Below are 25,318 nucleotides of genomic sequence, written 5' to 3' on the forward strand. Positions count from 1 at the left end.
CTCCTTTACTTTTTGTCGAAGATCCAGTATGCGTTTGCGGTAGAATGGATTTCCGACATCATATCGAATTCTCGGTTTATAAAATTTTTTGAGGAACTGTCATTCGGGTCATTTACCAGTACCTTCCCGGAAGCAGTTACCCCGCGCAGGACAATAAAATGCCCGCCGCTTGTAAAAATGCCGGCACGCTGGGAACTGATGACCGGACGCCCCTGGGACAGTGCGGTAAGGACGGCATTTGGATCACTGGTCTGGGTAACGGAGCCGCATCCGAAATGGCTGGCGGCAGCCGCAAAGTAAGACCAGTAGGTGCCGACACCCGGCATGTAATAGGAATTTCCGCACCAGGATACTGCGTCAATGGGGGAGATGGTGGTTCCGGTCAGATAGCTTGCCACCATTGCAAAACTGGTGGGACCGCATCCGCTGGAAGCAATGGAGCCTCCGCCGTAAGGAATGTTCCCATAGTCTGTCTGAAGATAATGGGGGATCTGCATCCCGTTTGCGGGATAAGTCCCGCCTGTGTTAGTGATAATGTAATACTGAAGCACATGGTCTACATATTCTTTGTCGCCATATCTGGAATAGGGCCAGCTTGGACGTGCGCACATCATGTCTGAGTAAGCGATGGCGTTTTCTTTGGTATAGCCGCCGTCCCGTTCCATTGCCCAGTCAATATAGCCGGAGCCGTAGTTATAGCCCTGCAGGGCAAGCTTGATGCGGTCCAGGTCCGTAGGCCCGGTACATCCGGCTTTGTCCAGTGCATACTTCAGTTCCTGGACGCCGCATTCAATGCTGTATTCCGGATCAGTTATGCCATTGGGTACGTGGGGATACCTGGTGTTAAAACCACCTTCTGCAGCCTGCATGACATCCAGGTACCGCCCTCCGGACTCCTGCATCATGACTGCCAGGATGAGGTCCACATAATCACTCATGCCGTATTTGGCGGCTGCCCGTTCCACGGCGGGACGGTAGGCCAGCACTTCATCAGAAACATTGGCGGTGGCAACGCCGGAAGCGGCTGTACCGAAGAAGCGTGTCATATTTTCCGCATAGGCTTCCGCCGTTTTTTTCTGCTGGTCTGTCAGTTGAAAGACATGATCGGCAAAATAAGAATCCCCGGCATATTTGATCTCAAAGTTATGGCGGGTAAAGGTAACGGTCTGTGTCTGGGCTTCTGTGGCCTGTTCACTTTCCCCCTCCACGCCGCCTTCTATGGTAACTTGCATAGTGACAGCTTCTGTGGAGACATCATAGGAAAACAGACCGCTTTTGTTTTTGCGGATGATCCGTTTCAATTCCCGGATATTGATGTCCTCGTAATTATCCCTGCTGGCACAGAACTGAGCGATCAGCAGGTTGGCATTGACGGAAATATAATAAGCATAGGGATCCGTAATGGAAACCGTATCGCCTTCCGGTATCCCGGATGCCGCCGCGTTGACTTCTGAGAGGATGTCATTATGGTTTTCGCGCAGCACTTCCACAATCGCCTGGTTTGCTGCCCGGATGTTGTCATTAATCTGGGCATTGCTGTTTAATGCCCCGGTGTTTTCCAGAAGGCTTCCAAAAATCAATCCCGGAAGCATCAGGACAAACAGGACCGGCAGCATCAGAAGGATGATAAAAACAAGAATGATTTTTTTAACGGTGCCCCGGTTCTGGATTGCCGCCCCGATGGCAGCACCAAGGGGACCTGCCGCCGCGCTTTTTACGGCTCCGGACAGGGAGGCGGCTGTCTTTGCAGTTTTCATATGTGTAACAGCAGTGGTGCCTACGCCGACTGCTTCATCAAATGCACTCTGGTTTTCTGCCAGTTAGATCCGGTCCTTTCTCTGGGGTACAGGCGGAAGCTGCTGGACGATGGTTTCATGGTAGGCAACTTTGCCATCGCCGGCATCGTAAGGTGTTTTGGATACGGCATCCTGTGCATACTGCTTGTACCAGGTAGAGCCGTCTACCGCCTGTACCGTTTCATAGGTTCCCGCCTGGGGAGCCATATACTGGTCCGCATGGTAAAGGGCAAATTCCCGGCTGCCGGAATCAGTGTTTTCCGTTCCGGTAATGCGCCCGCCGCCGATCTCCATGTTGGTAAAGGACGGCATGGACGTGTTTTCCACATGGCTTTCCACGGAATCTTCCACTTTGTTTGACACGGAATTCAGATTCATATAAGAGATATATGCTTTTTCCGCATCTGGACCTTTGATGGAACCCACCTGTCCGTAGTTTCCGCAGGCAATGCTGCTGATCACGTTATTGGCAAAGTCACCGCCCTTACTGAGGGAAGAACGGTAGATGGAGTTCCCGATGCTGGAGTGTTCGGTGTAACCGGTAGCGGCATTGACGGCGCTTCGTTCCACCTGCCTTCCCACGGCACCGGCAAGCCCTCCGGAGAGGAAGCTGTCGCCGACTGCGGCCGCGCCAGGGGAAGCGGTTTTCTGGTATCCGCCGCCTAAGCTTCTGCCGATGGAGCCGCCGTGGGAACTTACAGCGGCGCTGAGGCTTTTTCCTGCGATCATCAGTTCCGCCATCATATTCCCGCCGGTATTCCCCACGTTGATTCCGAGGCTCGCCATGAAGCTGTCAATCTTCTGGGATACCTTTAAAAAAGCAATGGCGCATAGAAACCAGATGAAGACATTTCCCGTAACGGTTTCCTTGCCCTGGCTTGCCACGGCCTGCTCCACATCTGCTTCAGTCAGTTTTGCTGCGAGAGCTGGAACTGAAAAAAAAAGAACCATGCAGGCGGCCAGTGCGGCAAACAAAAATAGTTTTTTATGTTTCATGTAGACCTCCTTTCTCAGATGGATAATGGGTTTGCGAGGAACGTGCCGACCATAGAGGTAAACAGCCGCAGGCACCAGGCGTTCATCAGCAGCAGGAAGAACTGACCGCCAAGCATCCGGCACCAGCTCTTGAAGATGTTGCTGACGGTCTGGGAGGAGCCGGTGGCAAACGCAACCGGTGCGGTGTATACCAGGACTCCTAAAAGGACGTAACGCTCTGCAGCTTCGAACAGGAGCTTGATATAGTTCCAGGCCAGCACCAGGAGCAGAATCAGCGATGCGATGGAAACCGCGCCGTTTGCGCAGACTCCAAGGATCACGGTGATGACAGAGTTAAAATCCGCGAATTTCAGCGGAGGAAGGTCCTCTGTCAGGATCCAGCTATAAGGTGTGCCTGCGATATTTAACAGCAGGTCAACGATGTCTTTGGCATAAAAGGTCAAAAACAGAAAAATAAAGGTGCGCATGGAAAGTTTTAATGGGTCCTCTGCCTCTATCCCTGCGCCAGCAAAATAATTTTTAAAGAGCTGCCATACCCAGTTCATGAGAATCAGCCCGATTGCCAGGGCAAGGAAGACCTGGTACATGCTTTCGGCTGCAGGAAAGTAACGCAGGAAGGTATCCATAGAACATCCCAATGCTCCCAGTACGGAAGTGGTAATCAAATCCAGGATGTTCATGACCTGCTCTGCGATCCATTCCACAATACCGTCTAATATTCCCATGTGCGAACCTCCTTTCCAGGCTTATCCATTCCACTGCCCTCCGGCAAAGAAGGGTGTGATATAAGCCATGATAAATCCGAGGCCGTTTAAGATAGCCCATGTGATGACGATCCGTTTCAGCCATGCCCGGGACTCATCTACGGTCTTTCCGGATTTGGAGAAATTCATCATCAGGAGAGCCACGGATGCAGTTACTACGGCGGCAATGGTGGAAATAAGGACAATCTGGTTGTAAACGTCCTTCATAATTTCACTGGCTTTCTCCCAGACAGTCGCAGCCATGACCGGCTGGACGGAGCATGTGGCAAGGGTAAATACCAGGAAAGCGGCATAAAGGTATTTCAGGAGGCCGGCAGGATTCTTTTTCACCGGCGGTCCTTTTTCTCTGTGTTTTCTCATAAAACCTCCTTCATGAAAGAAGGCAGAGCGGATAAACGCCCTGCCTGTCTGCTTATAGTTTCCTGCCTCTGGCCGGAAGATTCCGGCAGCAAAAAGGCAGCCCGGTCAATACAGGCTGCCTGATGCGGTAAACGATATGAAGTTGTAAGACGGATTTCACCTCCCGCAAGAAAATACGCAGCGGAAACCGGGAAGAGAGGCAAAGATCCCGGAACCGCTGCGCAGTCCTTGCATATAATTTTGACATTACCCATTTTAGCATGTGTCTATTTACATGTAAATCGCAGAAGTGTGCCAATTTGAGAAGGAAAGCTGCCATTATCCTGCCAGTTTCTATTTGGACAAGTACCGATTCTGATAGATACTGTTTGCCTTTTCGGTAAAAACTTATACTAAATGAAAGGGTTCCAACGCCAGGAGCGTTGGTGGAGAAAATGGAGGATAAGACAATGCACGGAATTGGAAGGCGGATTCAAAAGTGCAGAGAAGATGCGAAGATGACACAGGAGCAGCTGGCGGAAAAAGTAGGAATCAGTTGGAACTATCTCGGAGCCATTGAGAGGGAAACGAAAACACCAAAGCTGGAAACTTTGATAAAAATCGTGAATGCGTTGGGTGTTTCCGCAGATGATGTGCTTCTGGATGTGATTGATGTGGGACTGAAAGCCAGATGCACCAAGTTGGAGGAGCGTATTAGAAACCTTCCGGAAAAAGAACAGAAAAAAGTTTTGAGGATTATAGATGTCTTAATTGAAGAGGCAGAAAAATAGTCTGTACCGGTATGCGTACAGGCTTTTTCTTTTGCTGAAAAGTGTGCTATAGCGCATGATTATATTGATGAATATGTACTATATGGTGAAAACAGCCTTAATATTTGCTATACTGTTTCTAAAAGGATAGGTACTATTACTAATAGAACCACAGGAGGATCTATGAGGAAAAACTGTATAGCAATAGGGGTTTGTGTATTATGTGCTTTGGTTGGAATGAAAATTGGAGGGAGGACAGGACAGTATCGGGAAAAAGGGGTATCACAAATAAGTGACTGTATGGATGAAAAATTGAGTGTGCCGGTAGAAAGCCGGATAAAAAATATAGAAGAATGTTATCTGTGCGGGAACAGTAATCAAAGTCTGATGGATGTTTTCCGGTGGTACGATGATCTGGGAATTATTTGTGTAAATAACTGGTATGTAATGGATATGGGAATTAGGAATCATGATGAACGGGGAAATCTGGTTGGGGAGCAGGGTGGTTTCTGTATAGGATGGACGAATACTGAAAAAGGCGATTGCAGATTTCAGACAGAGGGAAATCCAGACAGGGGAATTTCGAATGTAACGGTAGAATACGGGGAGAATAGTGTTTTTGATGTGAAAAGAATACAGGATTATTTGTGCCAGGAATGTCTGGATAAGCTTTTGGCAGCAATGGAAAGGCCGGATGGAGGGCATGAATCGGAAAAAGTACGGGATGTATGCCTGGTAGATTTTCAGACGCTGGAGTTGTATTCTTTACAGGAACACAGAGTGTCTTATTATATTAGGGATTATTATGTACAGATGGAGCATCAAGAGAAGAAGCTGGAGATTACGGCGTTTTATGCCCCTGTGTTGGAAAATGGACACAAACCGGGAGAGTGATTGTAGTGATAAAGGAATTGAGATATAATGATAAAGAAACTCAAAGAATTTGGACGCAAGTCGCGTAGTGATCTGTGTTCATAGTATGTGGTAAAGCGGAATGCGAATGTCCGCTTTACATTTATGATTTGGAAGGAATAACATGGTAGCGATTTTTTGTATAGACGACAGAAAGGGAATGATGTTTAACCATCGGCGCCAGAGCAGGGATTCGATCGTTTGTGAGGATATCCTGAAGGAATGTAAAGGCAGGAAATTATATATGAGTGCGTACTCAAAAGCGATATTCCCAGAAGATTCAGAAGTGGATATTCTCATTGCAGAGGACGGGGCCTGTCTGGATACGGCTGAAGCGGAGGATTTTTATTTCATCGAAGATGCAAACATGATTGGGGATGAAAGCAAAATGAAAAAGCTGATCCTTTACCATTGGAACCGCAGGTATCCGGCGGATACTTATTTTCCATTGGAACTTTCAGAAGAAAATTGGGAGTTGGCAGAGCGGACAGAATTCAGAGGCTCATCCCATGAGAAGATTACGAAAGAAATATATAACCGGAGGGAGAACGGATGAAGTATCGGAATAGAATAGGGTATCTGTTTGTAGTGTTGATTTGCTGCTTTACTCTTGCGGGATGTGCAGAAATGGACATAAGCAGGTCGGCAGAAAATGACAAGGCTGTGGTTTCGTTGGAAGAAATTCCGGATTATTCTGGGGAGCCATATATTGTTCTGAATAATAATAAGCCCGACTTTTCGGAATCGGATTTAACAGAAACCCCATTTGAAACCTACAGCGAACTGGATGGATTAGGAAGGTGCGGAGCCGCTTATGCAAATATCTGCGAGGAAATCATGCCGACCGAAGAAAGGGAAAGCATTGGGCAGGTAAAGCCGTCCGGCTGGCATACGGTAAAATATGATAATGTAGATGGCAAATACTTATACAATCGCTGCCATTTGATCGGGTATCAGTTGGCAGGAGAGAATGCGAATGAAAAAAATCTGATTACAGGTACGAGATATATGAATGTGGAAGGGATGCTTCCTTTTGAGAATATGGTAGCGGATTATGTAAAAGAAACGAGGAACCATGTCCTCTACCGGGTAACCCCGGTTTTTGAAGAGGAAAATCTGGTGGCAAGCGGCGTTCAGATGGAAGCCATGTCTGTGGAAGATCAGGGCGAAGGTATTTTATTCCATGTGTATGTATATAATGTTCAGCCGGGGATTGCGATTGATTATGCAACTGGTGAGAGCAGCCTGGCAGGGGAAGTGCATATGCAGACAGAAGCTCAGGGAGAGATCAGGGGAAATTCCAGATCCAAAATATACCATTGCCCCGGGCAGGCGGCATATGACGAAATGGAGGATTCCAAATACTTGGTCATCTTTCAGTCTGAGCAGGAAGCGATAGAAGCAGGATATCGGAAAGCAAAACGGTAAGGGCAGGAGTGTATGAAGGTGAAAAAACAGAAAAGGTGGAATTGGAAAAGAAGTATTATTGTAATAGTCATTTTAGCAGTGGCGTTTCTGCTTTGGTATGTAAATGATTATTACCACAGTGATGAGACGGTTGATCAATATATGGATGGAAATACGCTGGTCGAGACAGAAGAAATCGATCAGGGATTGTATATAGATGGACCGGGAAATGAAAGCGCACTCATTTTTTATCCGGGAGCCAAGGTGGAATATACGGCGTATCTGCCCCTGTTATCCGAACTGGCAGAACAGGGGATTGACAGCTTTCTTATAAAAATGCCATGCAATCTGGCTTTTTTAGGGAAGAATAAGGCAGGGGACATAATGGACAGCTACGATTACAGCGGCTGGTATCTGTCCGGACATTCCCTGGGCGGAGCGATGGCTGCAGCTTATGCTGCGGATCATCTGGATGAATTGAAAGGTCTGGTATTACTGGCAGCTTATCCGACAAAAGACCTGAAGGCGGAAGGTTTTTCTGTCCTTTCTCTTTATGGCAGTGAGGATGGCGTACTTAATATGGAAAAAGTAGAGCAGGGAAGGACGTATATGCCCACTGGTTATACAGAAATCTGCATAGACGGAGGAAACCATGCACAGTTTGGAAATTATGGGGAGCAGAAAGGGGATAAGGAGGCGGCAATCAGCCGGGAAGAACAGCAGGATCAGACGGTAGAAGCAATCTGTAAGATGATAGAAGAACAGAAAAATAACGAAGAGGAGAAATCGAGTATGGGATACCAACAGATTACAGCGGAAAAAGCAAAGGAAATCATGGACAGTGGGGAAGATATTGTGATTTTAGATGTCCGGACACAGGAAGAATATGAATCCGGGCATATAAAAGGAGCCATCTGCCTTCCGAATGAAACGATTTCAGAGGAACCGGAGAATCTTCCGGATAAGACGCAGAAGATCCTGGTGTACTGCAGAAGCGGCAGGCGCAGTAAGGAGGCAGCCCAGAAACTGGCAGATATGGGGTACGAGAATGTGTTGGAATTTGGCGGCATTCTGGATTGGCCCTATAAGGAAATGGTGGAATAGAAAGAAAAACCTGGCATCGTCATTGGACGGTGCTTTTTTCTTAGCATAGAAAATACGGAGATGCAGATACTAAGAGAAATAATCGTTGAGGTGACAAAAATGGCAGTTGCACATAAAGGAAGTATTTCTATGGGGCTGGTACTAATTCCCATAGGAATGTACAAGGCGACAGTGGATAATGACATTCATTTTAACCAGCTTGAAAAGGAAAGTAAGGCCCGGATCAAATATAAGAAGTATTGTTCCCATTGTGGGAAGGAAGTTTCCAGCGCCGATATCATCAAAGGATATGAGTATGAGAAAGACCGCTATGTTGTGATGACGGACGAGGAGCTTGAGCGGATCAAAACAAAAAAAGATAAAACAATTCATATTTTGCAGTTCGCGAAAATGTCAGAGGTCAATATGATCTACTACGAAAAGGATTATTATGCAGTTCCGGATACAGGGGCAGAAAAGGCATATGAACTTCTGCGGCAGGCTCTGCTGGCACAGAAGAAGGTAGCCATTGCCAAAACTGTGATGGGAACCAATGAAAAACTTCTGGTGCTATACCCCACGAAGGAAGGCATTATTGTAAAAACACTTTTCTATCATGATGAGATTGCTGCCATACCCCGGACAGTTCCCAAAATGAAATTGGATGAAAATGAATTGAATATGGCTAAAATGCTGATAGAGAACATGACGAAGCCATTTGTGGCTGAAGATTTCCGGGACGAATATCAGGCACGGCTGCGGGAAGCGATCATGAAGAAAATACAGGGGCAGGAGATTGTCGCAGTGGATACCAGCGGTCCGTCCAATGTCATTGATTTGATGGAAGCTTTACAGAAAAGCCTGGAGCTTTCCGGGCATCCAGATAAAGGCAGTCAGAAGCGGCTGACGGGGACAGCGTGATGGATTTATTTGACAGCCGGAGCGCAAGCCCGATGCTGATTGCCCGGCAGATGGAGGCTTTTGATGATCCGGATTATATTTATGAACTGAAAATGGATGGTTTTCGATGCCTTGCCTATATACGGGATGGCATTGTAGATCTTCGCAACAAAAGAAATATGCAAATGCTGGGCAAATTTCCGGAACTAAAGAACATTTACCGGAATGTAAAGGGAACGTGTATCCTGGATGGAGAAGTTGTAGTTCTGGTAAACGGAGTCCCGGATTTTTTCAGACTGCAGAAGCGCACGCTGCTTACAGATCCTTTTAAGATAGATCTTGAAATGGCAAGGTATCCGGCAGCTTTTGTGGCTTTTGACTGTCTTTACCTGAAGGGGCAGGAACTGATCTGGAATCCGCTGATGGACCGAAAAGAGAAGCTTCAGCGGATTATTACGGAGAGCCCCAGAATCGCAGCTGCAAGATTCATAGAGGCACAGGGAAAAGCACTGTACCAGGCGGCGGATGCGCAGAAACTGGAAGGGGTAGTGGCGAAGAAAAAGGACAGCATCTATTTGATGGGAAAAAGGACGAAAGAATGGGTGAAATTTAAGCGGATGGCAGATGAGGAATTTGTCGTAACTGGATATATTCCCAAAGGACAGCGTATTTTCAGTCTGATTATTGCAAAGTATCATGGGGATATGCTTGTGTATAAGGGACATGTTACATCTGGTGTGACGAGAGAAGAGATTTCTTCTCTGGAAGTTTCCATGAGGAATCCCTTTCGGATGCTTCCGGTAGGAAATGAAGAGGCTATATGGGTGGTGCCAGATCATGTCTGTGTGGTGGAATATATGCCGAATACCTTAAATTCTCTAAGACAGCCAGTTTTCAAAGGATTTCGGGATGATGTTTTTCCAGAGGAGGTGCAAATAGAGAAAAAATAAGGTAGGTGGCACATTTATGTGAGATACTGCTTTTGACTTGTCAAGATATGGAGATTTTGGTAAAATATTTTCGGGCACTACTAGAAAAACGGTAGGCGGTTAGTCCTTCAGCAGAGGTTGCTGAGTGCCAGTGGCACTCGTTTAGCAACGACCGAAGCGGCAGCGTAGAACTGGACCCTCTGATTACATAGAAATCCCTACATGGGAAATCTGGGAAAGGAGGGCAAGCTTTATGAGTGATTTTGAACTGCTCTCCATCGTGCTGATGATACTTAGTATCGTGGTAACGATTCTGATTGCATACATAAATCAAACAAAAAAGTAACCGCCCCCGACCAAGGATTGCGGTTACTTTTCGTAACTAAATGACTTTGGACTAACCGCTTATCGGTAGTGCCTTTTTCTATTCTTATTCTAGCAAAAAGAGTGGGGAATGTCAAATAGCTTTTGTGCAGAGAGGAGAAGCTGTGAAAAATATTTTAGGTTGAACGCCATATTTAGCTTTGCAAAGTTCAATTTAGAATGTCCTTAATCTGCAAAAATAAAACTATTGCTTAAACATGAGATTTAATTTATAATATAGTTGTCGTATTAGTAACCGGCGTATCAAGTGGAGATGCGTCGCTAAACTCATATAGCTGGAGGCGTATTTATGGAGAAAAAAACTTTTTCTGCAACTCTGTCATTTTGTCACAAGCATACCGAGGGTATGTCTGATTATTCCGTTTCTTTTAACTCATCCTTGGAAAAATCCAAAAGAAATTGTAAAAAAGATTCATTTGGCGTGCTAAAAAGAATATGGTCATTTGTGCTATCCAATCGTGAAAAAATTCTAATGACATTTACTGGAAGTTGTCCCGTGTGGATGTCAAGTCTATTATTAGAGTTTTTGGCTTTTGTCTTTTCGTGTATTTTTCTTCAGTAGGGATTTGATGCAAGAGGGACTGGATATAGTCCCTCTTCACTGACCGGAAATATAATCAAATGTTTTGCTTAATAATTCTGGTAATGATTCCCACCGCCACATTCCGTTCCTCATCTATATGGGTAACGACAAAGGAAACATTATCCTTTTTGCCGACCGTCCGGTTGTCATAGCAGGAATGGGCGATAGCGTTGACGCCGATGGAGAGCCGGACGAAAACAGTGCCTTTGTGGATATCTTCGACGGTTCCGGCATATTTGCCCTGGACTTTGCATTTTTTCATGTTTTCCTTACTGGTATTGCCTTCAACGCTCTTTACATCCGCTTTAACGGAGATGTGATCGGGATCCTCTGCCTGGACATCCAGGATGCGTACCAGGATATGTTCGCCTACATGGAAGCGCTCCCTGGCATCTCCCATCCAATCGAACGACAGGCCACGGGCAAGGATGGATGTTTCCACACCAAAAATTTCAGCCCGGACAACTTTTTCAGCAACAGCAATGACTCTGGCCTGTACAACACGGTCTTCGTAGATTTTGGGCATATCGGAAGCATCTTTATCCAGATAAAAAATCTGGCGTTTCTTCAACATCGCGTCTTTTCGGCTGGCAACAATGCTGCGTGTCTTAGAGTCTAATCCTTTTACAATAAAGTCAATTTCGCATCCAAGCATATTATTAAGGACTTTGTTCTGCCGCAGGGAAATTTCGCCATAATCATGGTCTGCGTCCTGTACCAGATTGATCATCATTTCTGTTACAGGAATGACGATCCGGAAATCCTTGTAATATACAATGGTAATCAGGCTGCCGGTTTCTGTTTTTTCAATTCCACCAAGCATACCGGTCAGGATTTTACGGGTGCGGTAGGCATTCTGAATCTCGTGCCAGGTCAGTTCTGCCTTTAATTGGGCGGTTTCTATCTCGATATCAGAATCCAGGGTTAATATTGGCGCATTTGTGATTTTCATTTGTTCGTTTGGCATATATGTACTCCTTTCGCATTAAGACATGATTGAATTTTTATCTAATGGAATCATCGTGGATGAATCTTCCCAGCTATTTTCATAGGAATCCTCGGTATTACCCATAGATTCCGGATAAACAGGTTCCGTAAGTACAGGCTGCGGATCTTTCGGCTTCCGAACAGGAGCGGCTGTCCGCTGGCGGCGCTGCTTCGGCGGTTTGGGAAGATAATCGTATTCTTCTGTGCTGCCATTTTCCCGCCATTTGGGGATGTGTGCCGCCGCTTTCCTGGCAACCAGCTTTTTTGAGTCCGGATGCAGGGTGTAATCATATTTTTCGACTTTAAGGACTTTCTGACCTCTGAGGATAATGAGGGCTGTATCCAATGGAAGGCGCAGGATTTCATCCGGTGTCAGCAACTTCCGTTTTCCGATGGACTGGGTTTTTCGGTATTCCGGCGTGTAGTCGGATACCCGCCAGGTGTTGAGCTGCTTTGCTTCCGAGCTTACCCCTACGGTAACATCACCGCTCCGGGAAGAAATGAATTCTGCAGTGACTTCATCGGTACACCCAAGGAATAGCTGCGTATCGCAGTTGCCGATAATTTCCTGCCATTGATTCAGCGGGTATCGGTTCTGCATTTGCGGCAGATTCTGGAAGATGCAGGAAATACTGATATTCCGGGAACGGATGACGCTGATTTTTTTGTTCAGTTCCAGAATGGCTCCTGTGTTAGCCAGTTCATCTGCCAGGATATGTACCGGAACAGGCAGCCGTCCGTTTTCACCCTCCCTGTCGGCATAGCGGACCAGTTTGATAAATACAAACGTCATGAAGAGGGAAGACAGAAAATCAAAGGTACTGTCCTGGTCTGAAGTAATGCAGAAATAGGCGCATTTCTGCTTTCCCGGAAGCGTCAGGTCAATTTCGTCATAGGATGTGATCTGGCGTATCAGCCTGTTTTGGAATACCTGGAGCCTTGCACCCAGCCCTATGATGACGCCGGAGCGGACGGTATCACTGGCCTGCTTATAAATACAGTAGGGGACTTTGGCAGGATGGCTTACAGGCAGCAGGTCAAAGAGGCTGTTCAGTTCCTTCTCAGAACTGAGGGTCAGCAGCTTGTAGACCTGCCCGATATTTTTCGCTTCCGGCGGAAAGCCCTGTTCGACATAGAGCACCAAAGCTTTTAAAAGATTCAGTTCTGCGTTATCCCAGAAATGATCCCCTTTTGCAGAGCCGGTATTTTGGATGATGACATCCGAAAAGACCTGTGCCATTGTTTCCTGCCCTTCGATCTCCATCAGGCAGTTCCAACTGTCGGAGTTTTCCGGATTAACAAGGTTAAACATCTGGACAGTGTAACCCTCTTTTTCCAGATAGACCGCCATGCTCTCATACAGTTCCGATTTGGGGTCGGTAATGATCAGGCTCTCTCCGCGGGCAACGCACTGGAAAATCATATTTCTGGCAAACGCCCTGGATTTCATGGAGCCGCTGGCACCATATACGGCAATGTTGCGGTTCATGCGGGTTTTATATGGGAGGCAGACCGCTTTCCCATTCAGCTTTCCCAGGATCGTGCCTTTGTTTTTTTTTACATGATCCGTCAGTTCCAGAACCTTATACATTTCGTCCGGCGTCATAAAGCCGGAGGTGCCTTTGGAGGAGTAATTTAGGTTGCGTTCCTTGTCGAAAACCTCTCCGTTCCGGTCATAGCCCATCCGCATCAGCAGGAAGATAAGCAGGGCGAAGAGGAGGACGCAGATTACAGTCCCATACAGATTGTAGGGAAAAACAGTGAGTGCCAGAAAGCATGCCTTTGGGTGTATGGACGGTGCTGGTGGGTAAGTACCGTTTCCGGCAAAATTCCCGGCAGAACTCCAGGTTTGGTAATTACGGATAAACTGTGCCGCATAGCCGCCCACATATAAGAGGCACAGACAGATGGGAAGCAGGAAAACCAGCTTCCACCACTTACGGTTCATGGAAAAACCCCCTTTTAAATTTTTGCAGGTCAATACAGGAAAATTGAATGTTCGCAGATAAATACTCCTTCAATACGGGAAGCTGGAAGTCAAAGCAGATCAGATTTCCACAAATACCATAGACATTCAGGCCGGTATTGAACCGGTTGATTCGTTGCATGTCAAAATCATAGGCAAGCAGGGTGGGTGTGCCGTCCGCTAATACGGCATCATGTTCTACAGGAAACTCACTTCTGGGACTGCCCTGGTCGGAGAGCAGAAGGCGGTCTAACTGTGCCATCCGCTTCGGATCCGTCAGTAGCCGGAGCAGGGCTTCTCCCTCCGGATTATTTGGAAGGAAATGAAAATGCTCAAAGGAAGTATCCAGCATAAAAAGAGATCTCCGGTAGCCACCGGTGCTGGTCATCAGCTTGAAGGCGGTTTCCATATTGTCACCAAGCATGACTGCCCGTATCTGGGGGCGACCAGGATAAGGATGATCCTGCAGGTAATACTGCAGGAACGCATTCAGCCGCACTTCTGTTTTATATTCCCATTTGAGGATGCCGTTTCCTGTGTTGTAGAGTGCAAACACACACTGGGGAGCCAGCAGGATTCCCATACTCCGGGAGTTTTTGATCTTTGTAGTAATCTCACCCAATTCCTTTATTTCCCTGGAGGAATAAAAGAGCGGAAGGCTTCGCTGGTTTACGGAATCGGGGTTATCTGTACGGGAAAATATGTCCGGCTTTTCATCCGGATAAAATGGGATGCCGGCATGGGAAAGTGTCAGGTAGGTCTGGGCTTTCTGATGCAGGCGGACCCGACGGAACGGTTCGCTGCGGATCATGTTAGTTTCCGTATTTCCTGTGAGAAAATATTGAAACCGTTCCGGATGGCAGGAGAGTAGCATGTCCTTGGCTTTTCTGGTAAGGCGGTATCCCCGGAGCCTGTCTTTATAGTGTGTGCGGATCAGCTTTTCGGCTTTTAATTCCGTAATCACTTTTTCCGCATAGGAGGGGCTGGAAAAGAGCCGTCCTGTCTGGCTGGCAGGAAATTCCCCGCAGATCCCGATTAATTCCAGAAAACGGAATTTTTGTGAGCCGGGCTTTATCAAATAGGTATCACCTCTGTTCAAAAATTACCTAAGCAAGCCTATACTTGGGTAAAACGGGCTTGTTTTAAGGCATAAAAAAACAGGGAAATAAGGTTCCCTGAAAAGATTTTTACCCATGTCGGAAAAGGAATGAGAAAAATCATAAAATTTCCGATATGGTTTCCAGGCGCTCCCGGCGGCTTTTTACCCAGACGGGAAACGCAGATTTTTCCATAATATATACAACAGTGTAATCCCGTTCCCCAAGCTCTGTCGTATGGTAGGAGTCGCAGAATAATCCGGTATCGTCCAGAAGGACATAAGCGGCAATCGTATCGAGGATCTGTTTGAATTCCAGATTGTCATAATCCCGTATCCGTTGACGGGACAGGGACTTGTCATATACCTGGCTGAAGCAGACCACGCAATCCTGGTACAGGGACAGGTTATGGTTCTTTAAATATTCCTGCAGGACAAAGTTCAGAGGCTCATGGAGGAATGCCGTATTTGTCCGGATCCTCCGCTTGGGGAGCAGGCCGGGCAGTGTAATGGACAGGATTCCATCTTCTGATGAGATGGTAATTCCTTGGGCATCCGCTGCGAGCTTCAGGTAATCGTCTTTGCCGGATTGTTCTGTTATGAAAACAAGATTCCGAAGCTGGCATGCGATCCGTTCTGCCCGCAGGGCCGCATCTGTACTTAACGATTCGTAATTGGTGCCATATTTCTGGATATCTGTGGCCTTTAGGGCAAACAGGACGTTATTCAGCTTACTGATCTCAGCTTCTATATTTTGAAGCCTTTGGAAGATGATTTTTGTATTGAAAATCAGGACACCCCTTTCTTCTGGTAATAGCTGACAGTGCCATCAGGAGAAACCAGACAATAGGCAAGTACGCCGTCAACCGTAAGTTTGTCTGACTGGCTTTCCGATTCCAATATGAGGAGGCGCCGCGTGTCTTCCTCTTTCATGTTTTCAAAAACATGATTTACCAGCGCTTCCTGCCCGGTACTGACGTAGGCAACCTCATACATTTCATCATTGGCAAAGAAATTCAGTTTTATGGGAAATTCCCCGCAGGTATGGTAGATGATCGCCTTTTTGAAATCCAGCAATACCCAGAATGCGGCAATCGTACCGTAATCGGGGGAATCTGCGGATTGTGGACTGTCACACAAAAGGCCGGATTCTTTGTCATGGTAAATCCGTCCCTGCTTTATCAGGCTGGTAATGAGCGATTTTATGGAATCTTCGTTTTTGGGAAAGAGCTGCAGCACCTGGTCAAAGCGCAGCGCATGGTACGTTGTGATGAGCCGCAGGAGCCTTTCCCCTTCCCTGTTGTATATCTGGTCGCGTGTTTTCATAGATGTCTCCCTTCTATTTTGGTTGTAGATGAAGCTATAAGTATGTCTGTACGTACAGCATCCGTATAATGTCATACGTACACTGTGCGTATGAATGTACGTACAGCCTGCTGTCAGCGTTGGTTATGGATTCCGCTGCATTTGGGCAGCAAAAAAGCACCTCTGTGGGTGCTGGATAAAAAGAAAACTATAAGCAATACCTATTGTAGCATGGGTAAATTTGCGGTTCAATCGCAGAAGTGTGCCAATCCCGTGCCAGAATAATATTGTCTAAATATGAGGATAAATAGAACGACAGACACAAAAATATATAAATTTGGAATTGAAGTATGTTGTATGATGTGAGAAAATAAATCTTAGATATTTATGTTATTATAAGGATAAGCAGGAGAAAAAATGAATAAAGATGTGATAGAATTTTTAGAAAATCAGAAACTTTTTAGTTGGTATTTTAACCATCGTAATTGTATTTTATTATTAGTTATATTATTTTCAACGGTTGCATCTGTATATATGGGGAGAAAAGTTATACGTGCAGTAGGAAAAATAGATTGCAAAGAAATTTGTGGCAAGAGTTTTGGACATTTTGTAATTATAGTATTTTTAGGAACTGGATTGAACGCAGCGGGAATGGAATTCGAATTTGCTATAAACCTTATGCCGATATTATTATTTACAGGTGCTGTTCTAATAACACTAGGTATACAAATAGTGGAATTTATTAGATATTATAAAAATTGTGGAGAAGTAATTAATAGGACTAATATAATATGTATTGGGATTATGGAATGTGCGGTTTTATTGTTAGCGATAATGGGACGACTTGAAGTGGTAGAATTATTGGCAGCAGGAATAGTTTGCATTACATTAAAAATGGCTAATGTTTTTATGACAACATGCATCAGAACGAGGTTCAAATATAAAATAAATACTAATACTTTAATGAAAGATTGTCCAGTTAGCCAAGAGAGAGATTTGTTTGAATCTCGTAAACGACAATTAGACAGTTTGTGCAAGGAATTGGATAAGTTTTGTGGAGAACCTTATGCGGTTGCCATTTCTGGAAAGTGGGGAAGTGGAAAAACAAGTTTTGTAAATGCTTTAAAAGAAAAGCTTAGCGAAGCTGAATTTGTAAATGTAGAATGCAGTATAGAATATGATATTAAAGCTGTACTTAAAGACATTACATCACAAATACAGGAAATATACAGAAGAAATAATGTTTATGTAGGTAAGAATGGAGTCATTAATAAATATTTTAAAAAAATCGGAGAATTTGTAGACAATGCTGGGTATGGCGGCATGGCTAAGATTATTGACACGTTTCAAATCGAAGAAAAAAGTAGCTTTTGGGAAAACAAAGCTGCAATGAATAAAGCACTGGATAAATTTTATGGTTTAACCGGAAAACATATTTATTTTATTGTGGATGATATGGATCGTATTATAAATGATGAAATGAGAGCAGTGCTTTTTTAGGTAATTCGTGAAAGCGTAGGATTACATAATAGCATCACGCTATTTATGATTGATTATGGTAAACTTACAAGCGAATGTATGAGTAAGGAGTTTCTTGAAAAATATGTGAATCATCAGTTTGAATTGTGTGAGCCGGAGTTTGAAGAAATTGTTGATAAATATGAGGAATGTTATTTCACAGAATCCTTTTGGATAGGAAAAAGTGACTATATAAGAGAAAGAGGAAAAGCAGCTCAAAAGGATATAAAAAACAATGGTTCAAAATTTTTATCTGCCATTCGAGATAAAATAGAGAAGATAAGAGAGAGTTTTAACAAAGAAAAGGTATCAGATGAGGATAAGAAAATCAACCAAGAAAATTTGACCTATTTGATGGATGCGGAGATGCGTTTACACAGTAGGATGGGAAATCCAAGAAAAGTCAAAAGATATTTAGATAATATTAAAAAGATGCTTACGGTAGCTGATCTGGTATGGTTTCAAAGTGAAAACGCTGGTAATAACGAGTATTCCCGGGAAAATTGGGTTGAAACTATATTTGAGGTTGCTTTTTTAAAAGCATTTCTTTATGAAGAATATGATGAATTAATAAAGGCAGGCAATCTCCACTTTTTCAAAAGAGATAGAAAAAGTAGTTTTATTGTGGAATTTATTATCAGTGGATTTTGTTCTTGGTTTATACATGAAGGTACAAAAGAGCAGGTCGTGGAGATGGTAGTATATAGGTTATATGCACTAGACATTAGCACGGATAAAACAGAACATCAAAAACTAATGGAAGAACTTGATACGAATAATCTGCAGGAAAAGAATTTATCTTTATATGTGAATGCATGTTTGGGAATCAACTTCCATTATGAAAGAATGCAGAAAATACTTAGTTATTTAGAGAATCATACTTTTAAAGACCTAAGGTATAAATCAGAAGCTATCATAAATATAATGTCCACTATATCCAGAAATTACAATATATTGATACAAGGATTAAGCGACACCATGAAAAGAATTAAGGCAATTGTTGATGAAAGCAGAATGAATGGAGTCTTTACTCAGAAAGAATGGAATATGGTAGAACATTATACTAATGTTTTGCAGACAGGCCTTATTTTTAGCAATAGTAGTACTATATGTAATCTTTTGGGTACTCTATATAATGCGGAGCTTGCGGATTATTTTACTGATAATTTGGATACGATATCACGATTATATGATACGATTTTGAGGATAAATGAATCATATCCACTTTCAAAATTTACGATATCTGATACTGAATTAGAAACTTTAATAAATTATTTTCATAAGGTGGAAGAAAAGATTAGTAAGATAGAGTTTCGATATGCAGAGGAAGAAATCACATATTTTTTAAAGAAAATTATAGCTATGTTGGAAATATTGGATATTTGGTTTGGACAAAAAGAAAAACCAGAGTTCGAAAGGTATTATGATGGTATGAATGGTGAATTTAAACAGACTGCTCTGGAAAATGCGGATAATCTAATAAATAGTTTGAATGAATTGGAGAGTTATGCTTTGGCTTACCAAGAAGATGTAAATACAGGAGAAGCTTTTATCCAGCTATTATGTAATGTAGAAAAACTAGATAAAGAAGTTCCAAACTATTTTGGAAAAGACAAAAGGAGAGTGATTATTGCATTAAGTAATGCATATGAGCAGCTTGAAAAAAATCAAATCATTTCTCAAGCAATTGGAGATAGATGGAAATATTGTAAAATTCGATTATTCAGATTACGGAGAAATATGGGGCTGTGAGAAACGAATACTAGAGCTTTATATATTCAATTATACAAAGACCGCAATGATATATGATTAACGGTAAGCCTGGAACCTAAATTCTCGCAATCTGCGATTAAGCATTTGTACATGGAGATGATCTTAACCATTATGTTGAGAAATGAAAATACCTATAAATTACAAGTTTTTCCATAAATATAAGACACTCTTCTCAACATTTTTTGTTAATTATGAGTGTCTTTATTTATGAAATTTGTATTATTCCGGAAAAAATTCATTCAAGATACGGATCGTATCTTTAGCCGTGAATCCCCAGAGGATGGTACTGAGTGCTTCAATAGCGTCACGCCGTTTCCGGTAATAGGTCCGGTAGGAAATATTGCTGATGTGAGGCTCCAACTTCTCAAGAATTTCATCCGTATTTTTCAATTCCTGTGGAGACAGGAATGCATAGTACAAAATCCAGTAGTATTGTTCGCCATGCTTGTGATTGTTGCGGAGAAGATCTACAGAGGAATCCAGCAGCTTCAGCATTTTGTTGCTGCGCTCCACGCTTTTTGCGCGTTCAGCAATATCTGTCCCCGACAGTTCCACCCCTGCGGCATAAATGGAATCCAGAAAATCATCTACACTGGTCCCATATTCCATCCGAAACTGGGTTTCCATCTGCCGGACAACCACCTTCAGGCTGTATGTAGCATCCCGATATCGTTGCAGGAATTTGTAGGTATCATGAAAGCGAGGATCCTCTTCCGGTGTTGGAAAGCCTTGATTTTTCTTTGTACCCATTTTACACACCTCCTTCCAGTGCCGGCTGGCTTGCTTCTGGTGCCATTTGGGCAGACGGATCCTCCGGGGTAATGCTCAGTTCAAACCGGTAGGCAGTGTTCCCGTAGGGGCAGATAATACTTAGAGTATATAGATTAACTATATCTTTGCAGGCTGATAAAGGAGATAATATATACTGGGTCTGAGGGCATTCGCAACATGGAATCCCTTGTGTTTTCAGCAATTCTGCGACTTTTCGGATGATAAATTTCATATGCGATTCTGGAACGCAGGATTCATTTTCTGAAACAGTGATTTGTTCGTCTGTGACCGTTTCTGATACGCAGGATTCCGCTTCGTTTTCGGGAATATGAATTGGTAACTGCATCTTCATGGCGATTTCCTCCTTGTCAATCATCACGTCACTGATATCGAACATGACAGACAGGTAGTAGTTCAGATAGATCATACTTCCATGCCTGCCTTTGAACGATACCAGAGTGATAAGGTTTTGTTCTTCAAATTTTTTTAGGATACGGGATATGGTTGCCTTGGAATGGTTCCAACGGTCTCCAAGCGTTTGAAAACTGGTTAATGGGTTGCCGGAATTGTTTCGATAATACACAACGGGGGCAGAGTAGGAGCCTTGTACGGAGGGATCATTGTAGACAGCATGAATCCACAAATCCAGAAGGATGTCCATTTCAGAACATTTTCCCATACTGATGAACTCGTGGACTCTGGCAATGGGAAAGAAGAAAAGTCCTTCATCCTTTTTGCATGGGCAGTTATATTCCAGAACAGTATTATCTTTCGGCCAGTCTGTGATCTTGAATTTTACTACTTTGTTCTTTTCAAGCAGGGTAAAGGTAATGCAATTCTGGTCTTTCAGATGATTTAGGATAGAAAGTGCCTGATGCTGGAAGCGGCAGCGGAACCATGCCTGAAGGTCAGCAAGCGTACAGATCCATTCACCGGGACCAATCTGGTAAGTGATGTGCTCCATGCGCCGATAGGATGAACGGTAATTTGCATATGAACAGAGAACAATGTAATAAAAAAGAAAAGAGCCTCCGTTTGTGCGGATGCTCTTGTTGGCGATTAATGATCGAACAAAGTCTCTGTAAATTCTGCATCGTGGGAAATCCACAATTTGTTTTATTTCTAATTGATATTCCATATTAGTGTCCTCACATTCTTTGAATTTTATTAAAGAAGGTATTGAAGTAATTCCAGATGCGATTGAGCTTAGCGGCATAGCCAGATGTACTCATTGCATTTTGATTGCATTTTTAAAATTCTTTCATCTTTTTTCAAACTCTATTAAATTGCCGGAAATAGGCTTAAATTCAGTGATATTCATTTATATTCCTTACCGTCAGTCTGGAGTTTGAATAGTAAACAGAGAGCCGGGAAGCCGCATAAACAGCGGACTTTCCGGCTCTTAGTGTGTGGCGTGATACCTTTTTGATACCAGAATTATAAAAAACATTCATTAAAGATCAGAAATTAATTCTTGACGCATTTTAAGGATATTAGTAAAAGTTAATTTTTTTCCTTTTTTAGCTAAGCGTAATATTTTTCTTGCCTTAGCATTTAACTCTCTTTTTAAATCATTAGGTATATGTACAGGATTTTGAGAATCTGCATAAAAATACTGGTTTAATATATATTTACTAGTTATTGGGCACATATTCTGCAAAAGAAAAGCATTAAATTCACCTTTTAAATAACCAAAACTTATAGTATCGCACATACCATATTTTTCTATACTTTTGTTATATTCATCTAAAAACTTATCAGTTTGTGATGAAACCGGTATCATCCAAAATATTTGCTTTTTATCATCGTCTTGAAATGAATAATAACACGGGCGATTATGTGCTTCGCCATTGACAATTTCCTTGTTTGTCATTAATTTTTCGTTACTAAATTTATTATAGTATTCATCCGAAATAAAGTAAAAGTATCCTTTTTCCATTGTTCTCCTTTGACATGAAAATATCCCACTACTAAAGTGGGATACTTTCATTTAAATCTTACCCTTTTATTAGCCGCTGATAAGTTGCGGAAAATATTTAAACCTTAACCTTTTATTAATCGCTGCTAAGTCGCGAGAAAAGAAATCTTCCGATTCCTTAACTTTATTATATTCATTTACAATAGAAAAATCCATAGGCAAAGTGCACAAAAGATAAGAAAAATATGGATATATTTATGAACTATAGATTTGAAAAAGTCGAAATTATATTTTTCTCCACGGGTAGCTGTTATTTTTCTTGTCATGTCCTTTTTCATCAACGCTACTGCTGGAAGCAGGCCAGTTGATTTTCCACTCAAAGTATTCGTCCTCCGAGATTTCACCATTCTTTAACTGCTCTTTTCGCAGACACCATTCCCTTAGAAATTCATTGACAAGACCATAATCAATCCACATACCGACAGGGGCATGAGCAGGCCATTCGTCACTATCATTATAGCGAACAGACTTATCATCAGAAGCGTTGCACTTGTCGGGATTGCGGACAAGCTGGAACAGATGAAAGGTATTGCAGTTGTCCTCGTCAAGCCAGAAAAAAGTCTGCATAATGTCCTCAGCGCAGCCGGGGACTTCGGTAATAAAATTGATATAGTTGACATTCAAAATCCTGGCAATTTCCATGAGAGTATCTTTTTTGGGAACACGATAACCGGATTCATATTGTGCTACGCGAACATCAGCGTTCCGTTCTTCATATCCAAGTTTCAAGCCTAATTCCCGTTGTGTCAATCCTCGAAATGTGCGGATTCTCTTAATTCGTTCTCCCAGCATCATAATCCTGTGTCCTTTCTGAAAAATTATATGGATAGCAACAAACATACAGCGTGGCAGGCCGACATAATAAACGGACCAACTGTGCGCATTTTACTTTTTATAATGATACCGATAATACAGTCAACTAGCTGTACTATTAGCATTGCCGCTGTGACAACAAATAAAATGGTAGGTGTATTTCTACATACAGGAATGACAGCGGCACACGTTAATGCAAGACTTCTGGCGAACATATACAGAGCGTTTGTCCGGCTGTTTTCCTTTTCTTTTATGACAGCCGCTATTGAAAAGCAAATGCCCAGAGCCGCACTGATTAGTGTTGTGTATGCGTTTATATAGTATATCAAATTCTGCCCTCCTGCTCTTGGATAACATTGCGAATCTTCTCTTATCCCCTACATTGTAACATAACTAAAATAATACGGCAACAAAAACTTATCAAAAATGCTAAATTTAATAAAAAAGATAAATTTAACAAAAAAGCTATTGACAATAACAAAAATGTTAAGTATACTGAAAATACAAAGTTTAACAAAAAAGTTAAAAAATAAAAAGGAGGACGTGTATTTGAAAAATGATTTATTTGTAACAGCCGGAGAAGTGGCGCAGGATTTAGGCGTTTCCAAACCATTTGCTTATAAGCTGGTACGGCAGATGAATGAAGAACTGGAAGAAAAAGGATTTATCACAATCGCCGGACGAGTAAGCAGAAAATACTATGAAGAAAAATTTTATGGCATGGCGCAGGCGAATTGAAAGGAGTGAGATTATGGCGGCGTATAAAGATGAACAGCGGGGAACGTGGTATGTGTCCTTTCACTACTATGATTGGACTGGTAAGAATTGTCGGAAAGTCAAGCGGGGATTTAAGACTAAACGGGAAGCGACAGAGTGGGAGCGGCATTTTCGCATGAAAGAAGCGGCTGACTTGGATATGACTTTTGATGAATTTGTTCAGGCATACACAAGAGATATGAAGCCGAAGCTGAAACAAAATACTTGGCTGACAAAAGAGCATATTTTGAGGACAAAGTTGCTGCCCTATTTCAAGGACAAGAAAATGCGTGATATTCGTCCGAAAGATATTATCCAGTGGCAGAATGAACAGATTTCCTATCGTGATGAAAAAGGAAAGCCTTATGCTCCGACTTATTTGAAAACTTTGCAATCAGAATTGAGCGCACTGTTCAATCATGCGGTACGGTTCTATGAACTGAATAGCAATCCTGTTGTAAAGGCGGGGCCGTTGGGAAAGGGGAAAGCGGAGGAAATGCTGTTCTGGACAAAAGAGGATTATTTGAAATTCATTGAAGCAGTAAAGGATAAACCGTATTCCTACCATGCATTTCAGATATTGTACTGGTGCGGTTTACGAGTGGGTGAACTGTTAGCCCTCACACCGCAAGATATAGATTTTGATAACAAGGTCATTCGGATAACAAAATCTTATCAGTGGTTGGAGGGTAAAGACGTAATTACAGACCCAAAGACGCCGAAAAGCAAGCGAAATGTGAGTATGCCGGATTTCTTATGTGAAGAACTGAAAGATTATATCGGCAGATTGTACGGGATTCTTCCCACTGATTGTATCTTTCATCTGACAAAAAGTTTTCTGCACCATGAAATGACGAGAGGGGCAGAGAAAGCGGGAGTGAAACGCATTAGAATCCATGATCTTCGACATTCTCATGTATCGCTGCTTATCAGCATGGGATTTTCGGCGGTATCAATTGGAAACAGGGTGGGGCATGAAAGCGTGGATATTACTTATCGCTATGCTCATATGTTCCCGACAAAGCAAACACAAATGGCAAAATTGCTGAATGAAGAATTTAAGGAGGGCGCAGAGGAATGAGTGGCACACACAAATATCTGACAATCAGTTTCCGTATTTCTCCCAGAGAGCGGGAAGAAATCGAAGCAAAGATTTTCGCAAGTGGCATGAAGAAAAAAGATTATTTTGTCCGTTCCTGCATTTATAACCGGGTGTGCGTGGTAGGCAAGAAAGAAACGGTCTATCAGATTGTGGAACGGTTGCAGAAAATGGAAAATCGGCTGGTGGAACTGGCGGAGCAAATTGATAGCAAAAAGCCGGAGATTACTTCCGAAGAAATGAGAGATTTGCAGGAAGCCTATGAAGATATGCTGAAAGCAATTCTCTGGATGCTGGACGGTGCAAAGTATCTGTGGCAAGGCGAAGAAAAAAGCCCCGACAGCGGCAACTGTTAGGGCTGTGATAACTGGAAAACCTCTGCTATCAACAATC

Annotated in this window: 25 protein-coding genes; 12 read left to right on the top strand and 13 right to left on the bottom strand. The window is 43.1% G+C overall.

Going from position 1 to position 25,318, the window contains the following annotated elements; genetic code table 11:
• Positions 1-5: 5 nt before the first annotated feature.
• From NQ534_RS14275 to NQ534_RS14290, 4 genes are all read right to left on the bottom strand, one after another.
• Entirely contained in the window at positions 6-1,757 is a 1,752-nt protein-coding gene (locus tag NQ534_RS14275; RefSeq protein WP_006863743.1) for a lysozyme family protein, read from the bottom strand.
• 63 nt (positions 1,758-1,820) lie between these two features.
• Positions 1,821-2,792, bottom strand: coding sequence for a hypothetical protein (locus NQ534_RS14280; RefSeq protein ID WP_006863744.1), 972 nt, complete (start codon positions 2,790-2,792; stop codon positions 1,821-1,823).
• A 14-nt stretch (positions 2,793-2,806) separates the two neighbouring features.
• A complete protein-coding gene (locus NQ534_RS14285) occupies positions 2,807-3,517 on the bottom strand; it encodes a hypothetical protein (protein WP_006863745.1) in 711 nt (236 codons plus the stop codon).
• Positions 3,518-3,538: 21 nt separating this feature from the next.
• A complete protein-coding gene (locus NQ534_RS14290; RefSeq protein WP_006863746.1) occupies positions 3,539-3,916 on the bottom strand; it encodes a hypothetical protein in 378 nt (125 codons plus the stop codon).
• A 449-nt stretch (positions 3,917-4,365) separates the two neighbouring features.
• On the opposite strand from NQ534_RS14290, the gene relB reads away from it, so the two are divergent.
• The 7 genes from relB to NQ534_RS14325 all read left to right on the top strand — a co-directional run bounded on the left by relB (position 4,366) and on the right by NQ534_RS14325 (position 9,917).
• Positions 4,366-4,686: a type II toxin-antitoxin system RelB family anti-toxin gene (relB, locus tag NQ534_RS14295; protein ID WP_040784883.1), complete on the top strand. Its 321-nt coding sequence runs from the start codon at positions 4,366-4,368 to the stop codon at positions 4,684-4,686.
• A gap of 279 nt (positions 4,687-4,965) precedes the next feature.
• Positions 4,966-5,559, top strand: a complete 594-nt coding sequence (locus tag NQ534_RS14300; protein WP_143115848.1) for a hypothetical protein — start codon at positions 4,966-4,968, stop codon at positions 5,557-5,559.
• Between the two features lie 142 nt (positions 5,560-5,701).
• A complete protein-coding gene (locus NQ534_RS14305) occupies positions 5,702-6,133 on the top strand; it encodes a dihydrofolate reductase family protein (protein ID WP_006863750.1) in 432 nt (143 codons plus the stop codon).
• A complete protein-coding gene (locus tag NQ534_RS14310) occupies positions 6,130-7,005 on the top strand; it encodes a DNA/RNA non-specific endonuclease (protein WP_006863751.1) in 876 nt (291 codons plus the stop codon). The genes NQ534_RS14305 and NQ534_RS14310 overlap by 4 nt, the downstream gene beginning before the upstream one ends.
• A 12-nt stretch (positions 7,006-7,017) precedes the next feature.
• Positions 7,018-8,088, top strand: a complete 1,071-nt coding sequence (locus NQ534_RS14315) for an alpha/beta fold hydrolase (protein WP_006863752.1) — start codon at positions 7,018-7,020, stop codon at positions 8,086-8,088.
• 129 nt (positions 8,089-8,217) lie between these two features.
• Complete coding sequence (gene ku, locus NQ534_RS14320) at positions 8,218-8,988, top strand: non-homologous end joining protein Ku (RefSeq protein ID WP_242655402.1); 771 nt, start codon at positions 8,218-8,220, stop codon at positions 8,986-8,988.
• A complete protein-coding gene (locus tag NQ534_RS14325) occupies positions 8,988-9,917 on the top strand; it encodes an ATP-dependent DNA ligase (RefSeq protein ID WP_006863754.1) in 930 nt (309 codons plus the stop codon). The genes ku and NQ534_RS14325 overlap by 1 nt, the downstream gene beginning before the upstream one ends.
• Before the next feature lie 980 nt (positions 9,918-10,897).
• Here NQ534_RS14325 and NQ534_RS14330 read toward each other — a convergent pair.
• The 5 genes from NQ534_RS14330 to NQ534_RS14350 form a co-directional block, all read right to left on the bottom strand.
• Positions 10,898-11,830 (bottom strand): hypothetical protein, encoded by a 933-nt coding sequence (locus NQ534_RS14330; RefSeq protein WP_006863755.1) that lies wholly within the window; start codon positions 11,828-11,830, stop codon positions 10,898-10,900.
• A gap of 18 nt (positions 11,831-11,848) precedes the next feature.
• Positions 11,849-13,798, bottom strand: coding sequence for a VirD4-like conjugal transfer protein, CD1115 family (locus tag NQ534_RS14335; RefSeq protein WP_074680159.1), 1,950 nt, complete (start codon positions 13,796-13,798; stop codon positions 11,849-11,851).
• Complete coding sequence (locus NQ534_RS14340) at positions 13,788-14,894, bottom strand: hypothetical protein (protein ID WP_074680157.1); 1,107 nt, start codon at positions 14,892-14,894, stop codon at positions 13,788-13,790. Before NQ534_RS14340 ends, NQ534_RS14335 begins: the two co-directional genes overlap by 11 nt.
• A gap of 139 nt (positions 14,895-15,033) precedes the next feature.
• A complete protein-coding gene (locus tag NQ534_RS14345; RefSeq protein ID WP_081455628.1) occupies positions 15,034-15,705 on the bottom strand; it encodes a DUF6100 family protein in 672 nt (223 codons plus the stop codon).
• Positions 15,702-16,238, bottom strand: coding sequence for a DUF5697 family protein (locus NQ534_RS14350; RefSeq protein ID WP_006863760.1), 537 nt, complete (start codon positions 16,236-16,238; stop codon positions 15,702-15,704). The genes NQ534_RS14345 and NQ534_RS14350 overlap by 4 nt, the downstream gene beginning before the upstream one ends.
• Before the next feature lie 396 nt (positions 16,239-16,634).
• Here NQ534_RS14350 and NQ534_RS14355 point away from each other — a divergent pair, with 396 nt between their 5' ends.
• Together NQ534_RS14355 and NQ534_RS14360 are read left to right on the top strand one after the other, a co-directional pair.
• A complete protein-coding gene (locus NQ534_RS14355; protein WP_006863761.1) occupies positions 16,635-17,717 on the top strand; it encodes a P-loop NTPase fold protein in 1,083 nt (360 codons plus the stop codon).
• A 45-nt stretch (positions 17,718-17,762) separates the two neighbouring features.
• Entirely contained in the window at positions 17,763-19,487 is a 1,725-nt protein-coding gene (locus NQ534_RS14360) for a hypothetical protein (RefSeq protein WP_006863762.1), read from the top strand.
• 240 nt (positions 19,488-19,727) lie between these two features.
• Here the strand turns inward: NQ534_RS14360 and NQ534_RS14365 are convergent, their stop codons facing one another.
• The 4 genes from NQ534_RS14365 to NQ534_RS14380 form a co-directional block, all read right to left on the bottom strand.
• Positions 19,728-20,258, bottom strand: a complete 531-nt coding sequence (locus NQ534_RS14365) for a hypothetical protein (protein WP_006863763.1) — start codon at positions 20,256-20,258, stop codon at positions 19,728-19,730.
• Between the two features lies 1 nt (position 20,259).
• Positions 20,260-21,417, bottom strand: a complete 1,158-nt coding sequence (locus tag NQ534_RS14370; protein WP_040784845.1) for a MarR family transcriptional regulator — start codon at positions 21,415-21,417, stop codon at positions 20,260-20,262.
• Positions 21,418-21,732: 315 nt separating this feature from the next.
• Entirely contained in the window at positions 21,733-22,218 is a 486-nt protein-coding gene (cptIN, locus tag NQ534_RS14375) for a type III toxin-antitoxin system CptIN family toxin (protein WP_006863766.1), read from the bottom strand.
• Between the two features lie 264 nt (positions 22,219-22,482).
• The gene (locus tag NQ534_RS14380; RefSeq protein ID WP_040784847.1) at positions 22,483-23,052 is read right to left on the bottom strand and encodes a helix-turn-helix domain-containing protein; all 570 of its coding nucleotides are present in this window, start codon (positions 23,050-23,052) and stop codon (positions 22,483-22,485) included.
• A gap of 567 nt (positions 23,053-23,619) precedes the next feature.
• On the opposite strand from NQ534_RS14380, the gene NQ534_RS14385 reads away from it, so the two are divergent.
• From NQ534_RS14385 to NQ534_RS14395, 3 genes are read left to right on the top strand one after another with little or no spacing between them, the layout of a single operon-like run.
• On the top strand, positions 23,620-23,808 hold the full coding sequence (locus NQ534_RS14385) for a helix-turn-helix domain-containing protein (protein ID WP_040784851.1): 189 nt from the start codon (positions 23,620-23,622) through the stop codon (positions 23,806-23,808).
• Positions 23,809-23,821: 13 nt separating this feature from the next.
• Positions 23,822-24,907 (top strand): site-specific integrase, encoded by a 1,086-nt coding sequence (locus NQ534_RS14390; RefSeq protein ID WP_006863770.1) that lies wholly within the window; start codon positions 23,822-23,824, stop codon positions 24,905-24,907.
• Positions 24,904-25,281: a plasmid mobilization protein gene (locus tag NQ534_RS14395; protein ID WP_006863771.1), complete on the top strand. Its 378-nt coding sequence runs from the start codon at positions 24,904-24,906 to the stop codon at positions 25,279-25,281. The genes NQ534_RS14390 and NQ534_RS14395 overlap by 4 nt, the downstream gene beginning before the upstream one ends.
• The last annotated feature ends 37 nt before the right edge of the window (positions 25,282-25,318 follow it).

Source organism: Marvinbryantia formatexigens DSM 14469 (assembly GCF_025148285.1).
GTDB classification, from domain to species: Bacteria; Bacillota; Clostridia; order Lachnospirales; family Lachnospiraceae; genus Marvinbryantia; species Marvinbryantia formatexigens.

What these genes read in the sequence shown, in the direction of transcription:
- NQ534_RS14315 (WP_006863752.1), top strand. Translation starts at nt 7,018, where the DNA reads ATGAAGGTGAAAAAACAGAAAAGGTGGAATTGGAAAAGAAGTATTATT.
- NQ534_RS14365 (WP_006863763.1), bottom strand. Translation starts at nt 20,258, where the DNA reads ATGGGTACAAAGAAAAATCAAGGCTTTCCAACACCGGAAGAGGATCCT.
- NQ534_RS14330 (WP_006863755.1), bottom strand. Translation starts at nt 11,830, where the DNA reads ATGCCAAACGAACAAATGAAAATCACAAATGCGCCAATATTAACCCTG.
- NQ534_RS14325 (WP_006863754.1), top strand. Translation starts at nt 8,988, where the DNA reads ATGGATTTATTTGACAGCCGGAGCGCAAGCCCGATGCTGATTGCCCGG.
- cptIN (WP_006863766.1), bottom strand. Translation starts at nt 22,218, where the DNA reads ATGGAAAAAGGATACTTTTACTTTATTTCGGATGAATACTATAATAAA.
- NQ534_RS14360 (WP_006863762.1), top strand. Translation starts at nt 17,763, where the DNA reads ATGATTGATTATGGTAAACTTACAAGCGAATGTATGAGTAAGGAGTTT.
- NQ534_RS14310 (WP_006863751.1), top strand. Translation starts at nt 6,130, where the DNA reads ATGAAGTATCGGAATAGAATAGGGTATCTGTTTGTAGTGTTGATTTGC.
- NQ534_RS14275 (WP_006863743.1), bottom strand. Translation starts at nt 1,757, where the DNA reads ATGAAAACTGCAAAGACAGCCGCCTCCCTGTCCGGAGCCGTAAAAAGC.
- ku (WP_242655402.1), top strand. Translation starts at nt 8,218, where the DNA reads ATGGGGCTGGTACTAATTCCCATAGGAATGTACAAGGCGACAGTGGAT.
- NQ534_RS14350 (WP_006863760.1), bottom strand. Translation starts at nt 16,238, where the DNA reads ATGAAAACACGCGACCAGATATACAACAGGGAAGGGGAAAGGCTCCTG.
- NQ534_RS14300 (WP_143115848.1), top strand. Translation starts at nt 4,966, where the DNA reads ATGGATGAAAAATTGAGTGTGCCGGTAGAAAGCCGGATAAAAAATATA.
- NQ534_RS14355 (WP_006863761.1), top strand. Translation starts at nt 16,635, where the DNA reads ATGAATAAAGATGTGATAGAATTTTTAGAAAATCAGAAACTTTTTAGT.
- NQ534_RS14395 (WP_006863771.1), top strand. Translation starts at nt 24,904, where the DNA reads ATGAGTGGCACACACAAATATCTGACAATCAGTTTCCGTATTTCTCCC.
- NQ534_RS14290 (WP_006863746.1), bottom strand. Translation starts at nt 3,916, where the DNA reads ATGAGAAAACACAGAGAAAAAGGACCGCCGGTGAAAAAGAATCCTGCC.
- NQ534_RS14280 (WP_006863744.1), bottom strand. Translation starts at nt 2,792, where the DNA reads ATGAAACATAAAAAACTATTTTTGTTTGCCGCACTGGCCGCCTGCATG.
- relB (WP_040784883.1), top strand. Translation starts at nt 4,366, where the DNA reads ATGCACGGAATTGGAAGGCGGATTCAAAAGTGCAGAGAAGATGCGAAG.
- NQ534_RS14305 (WP_006863750.1), top strand. Translation starts at nt 5,702, where the DNA reads ATGGTAGCGATTTTTTGTATAGACGACAGAAAGGGAATGATGTTTAAC.
- NQ534_RS14380 (WP_040784847.1), bottom strand. Translation starts at nt 23,052, where the DNA reads ATGATGCTGGGAGAACGAATTAAGAGAATCCGCACATTTCGAGGATTG.
- NQ534_RS14390 (WP_006863770.1), top strand. Translation starts at nt 23,822, where the DNA reads ATGGCGGCGTATAAAGATGAACAGCGGGGAACGTGGTATGTGTCCTTT.
- NQ534_RS14335 (WP_074680159.1), bottom strand. Translation starts at nt 13,798, where the DNA reads ATGAACCGTAAGTGGTGGAAGCTGGTTTTCCTGCTTCCCATCTGTCTG.
- NQ534_RS14285 (WP_006863745.1), bottom strand. Translation starts at nt 3,517, where the DNA reads ATGGGAATATTAGACGGTATTGTGGAATGGATCGCAGAGCAGGTCATG.
- NQ534_RS14370 (WP_040784845.1), bottom strand. Translation starts at nt 21,417, where the DNA reads ATGGAATATCAATTAGAAATAAAACAAATTGTGGATTTCCCACGATGC.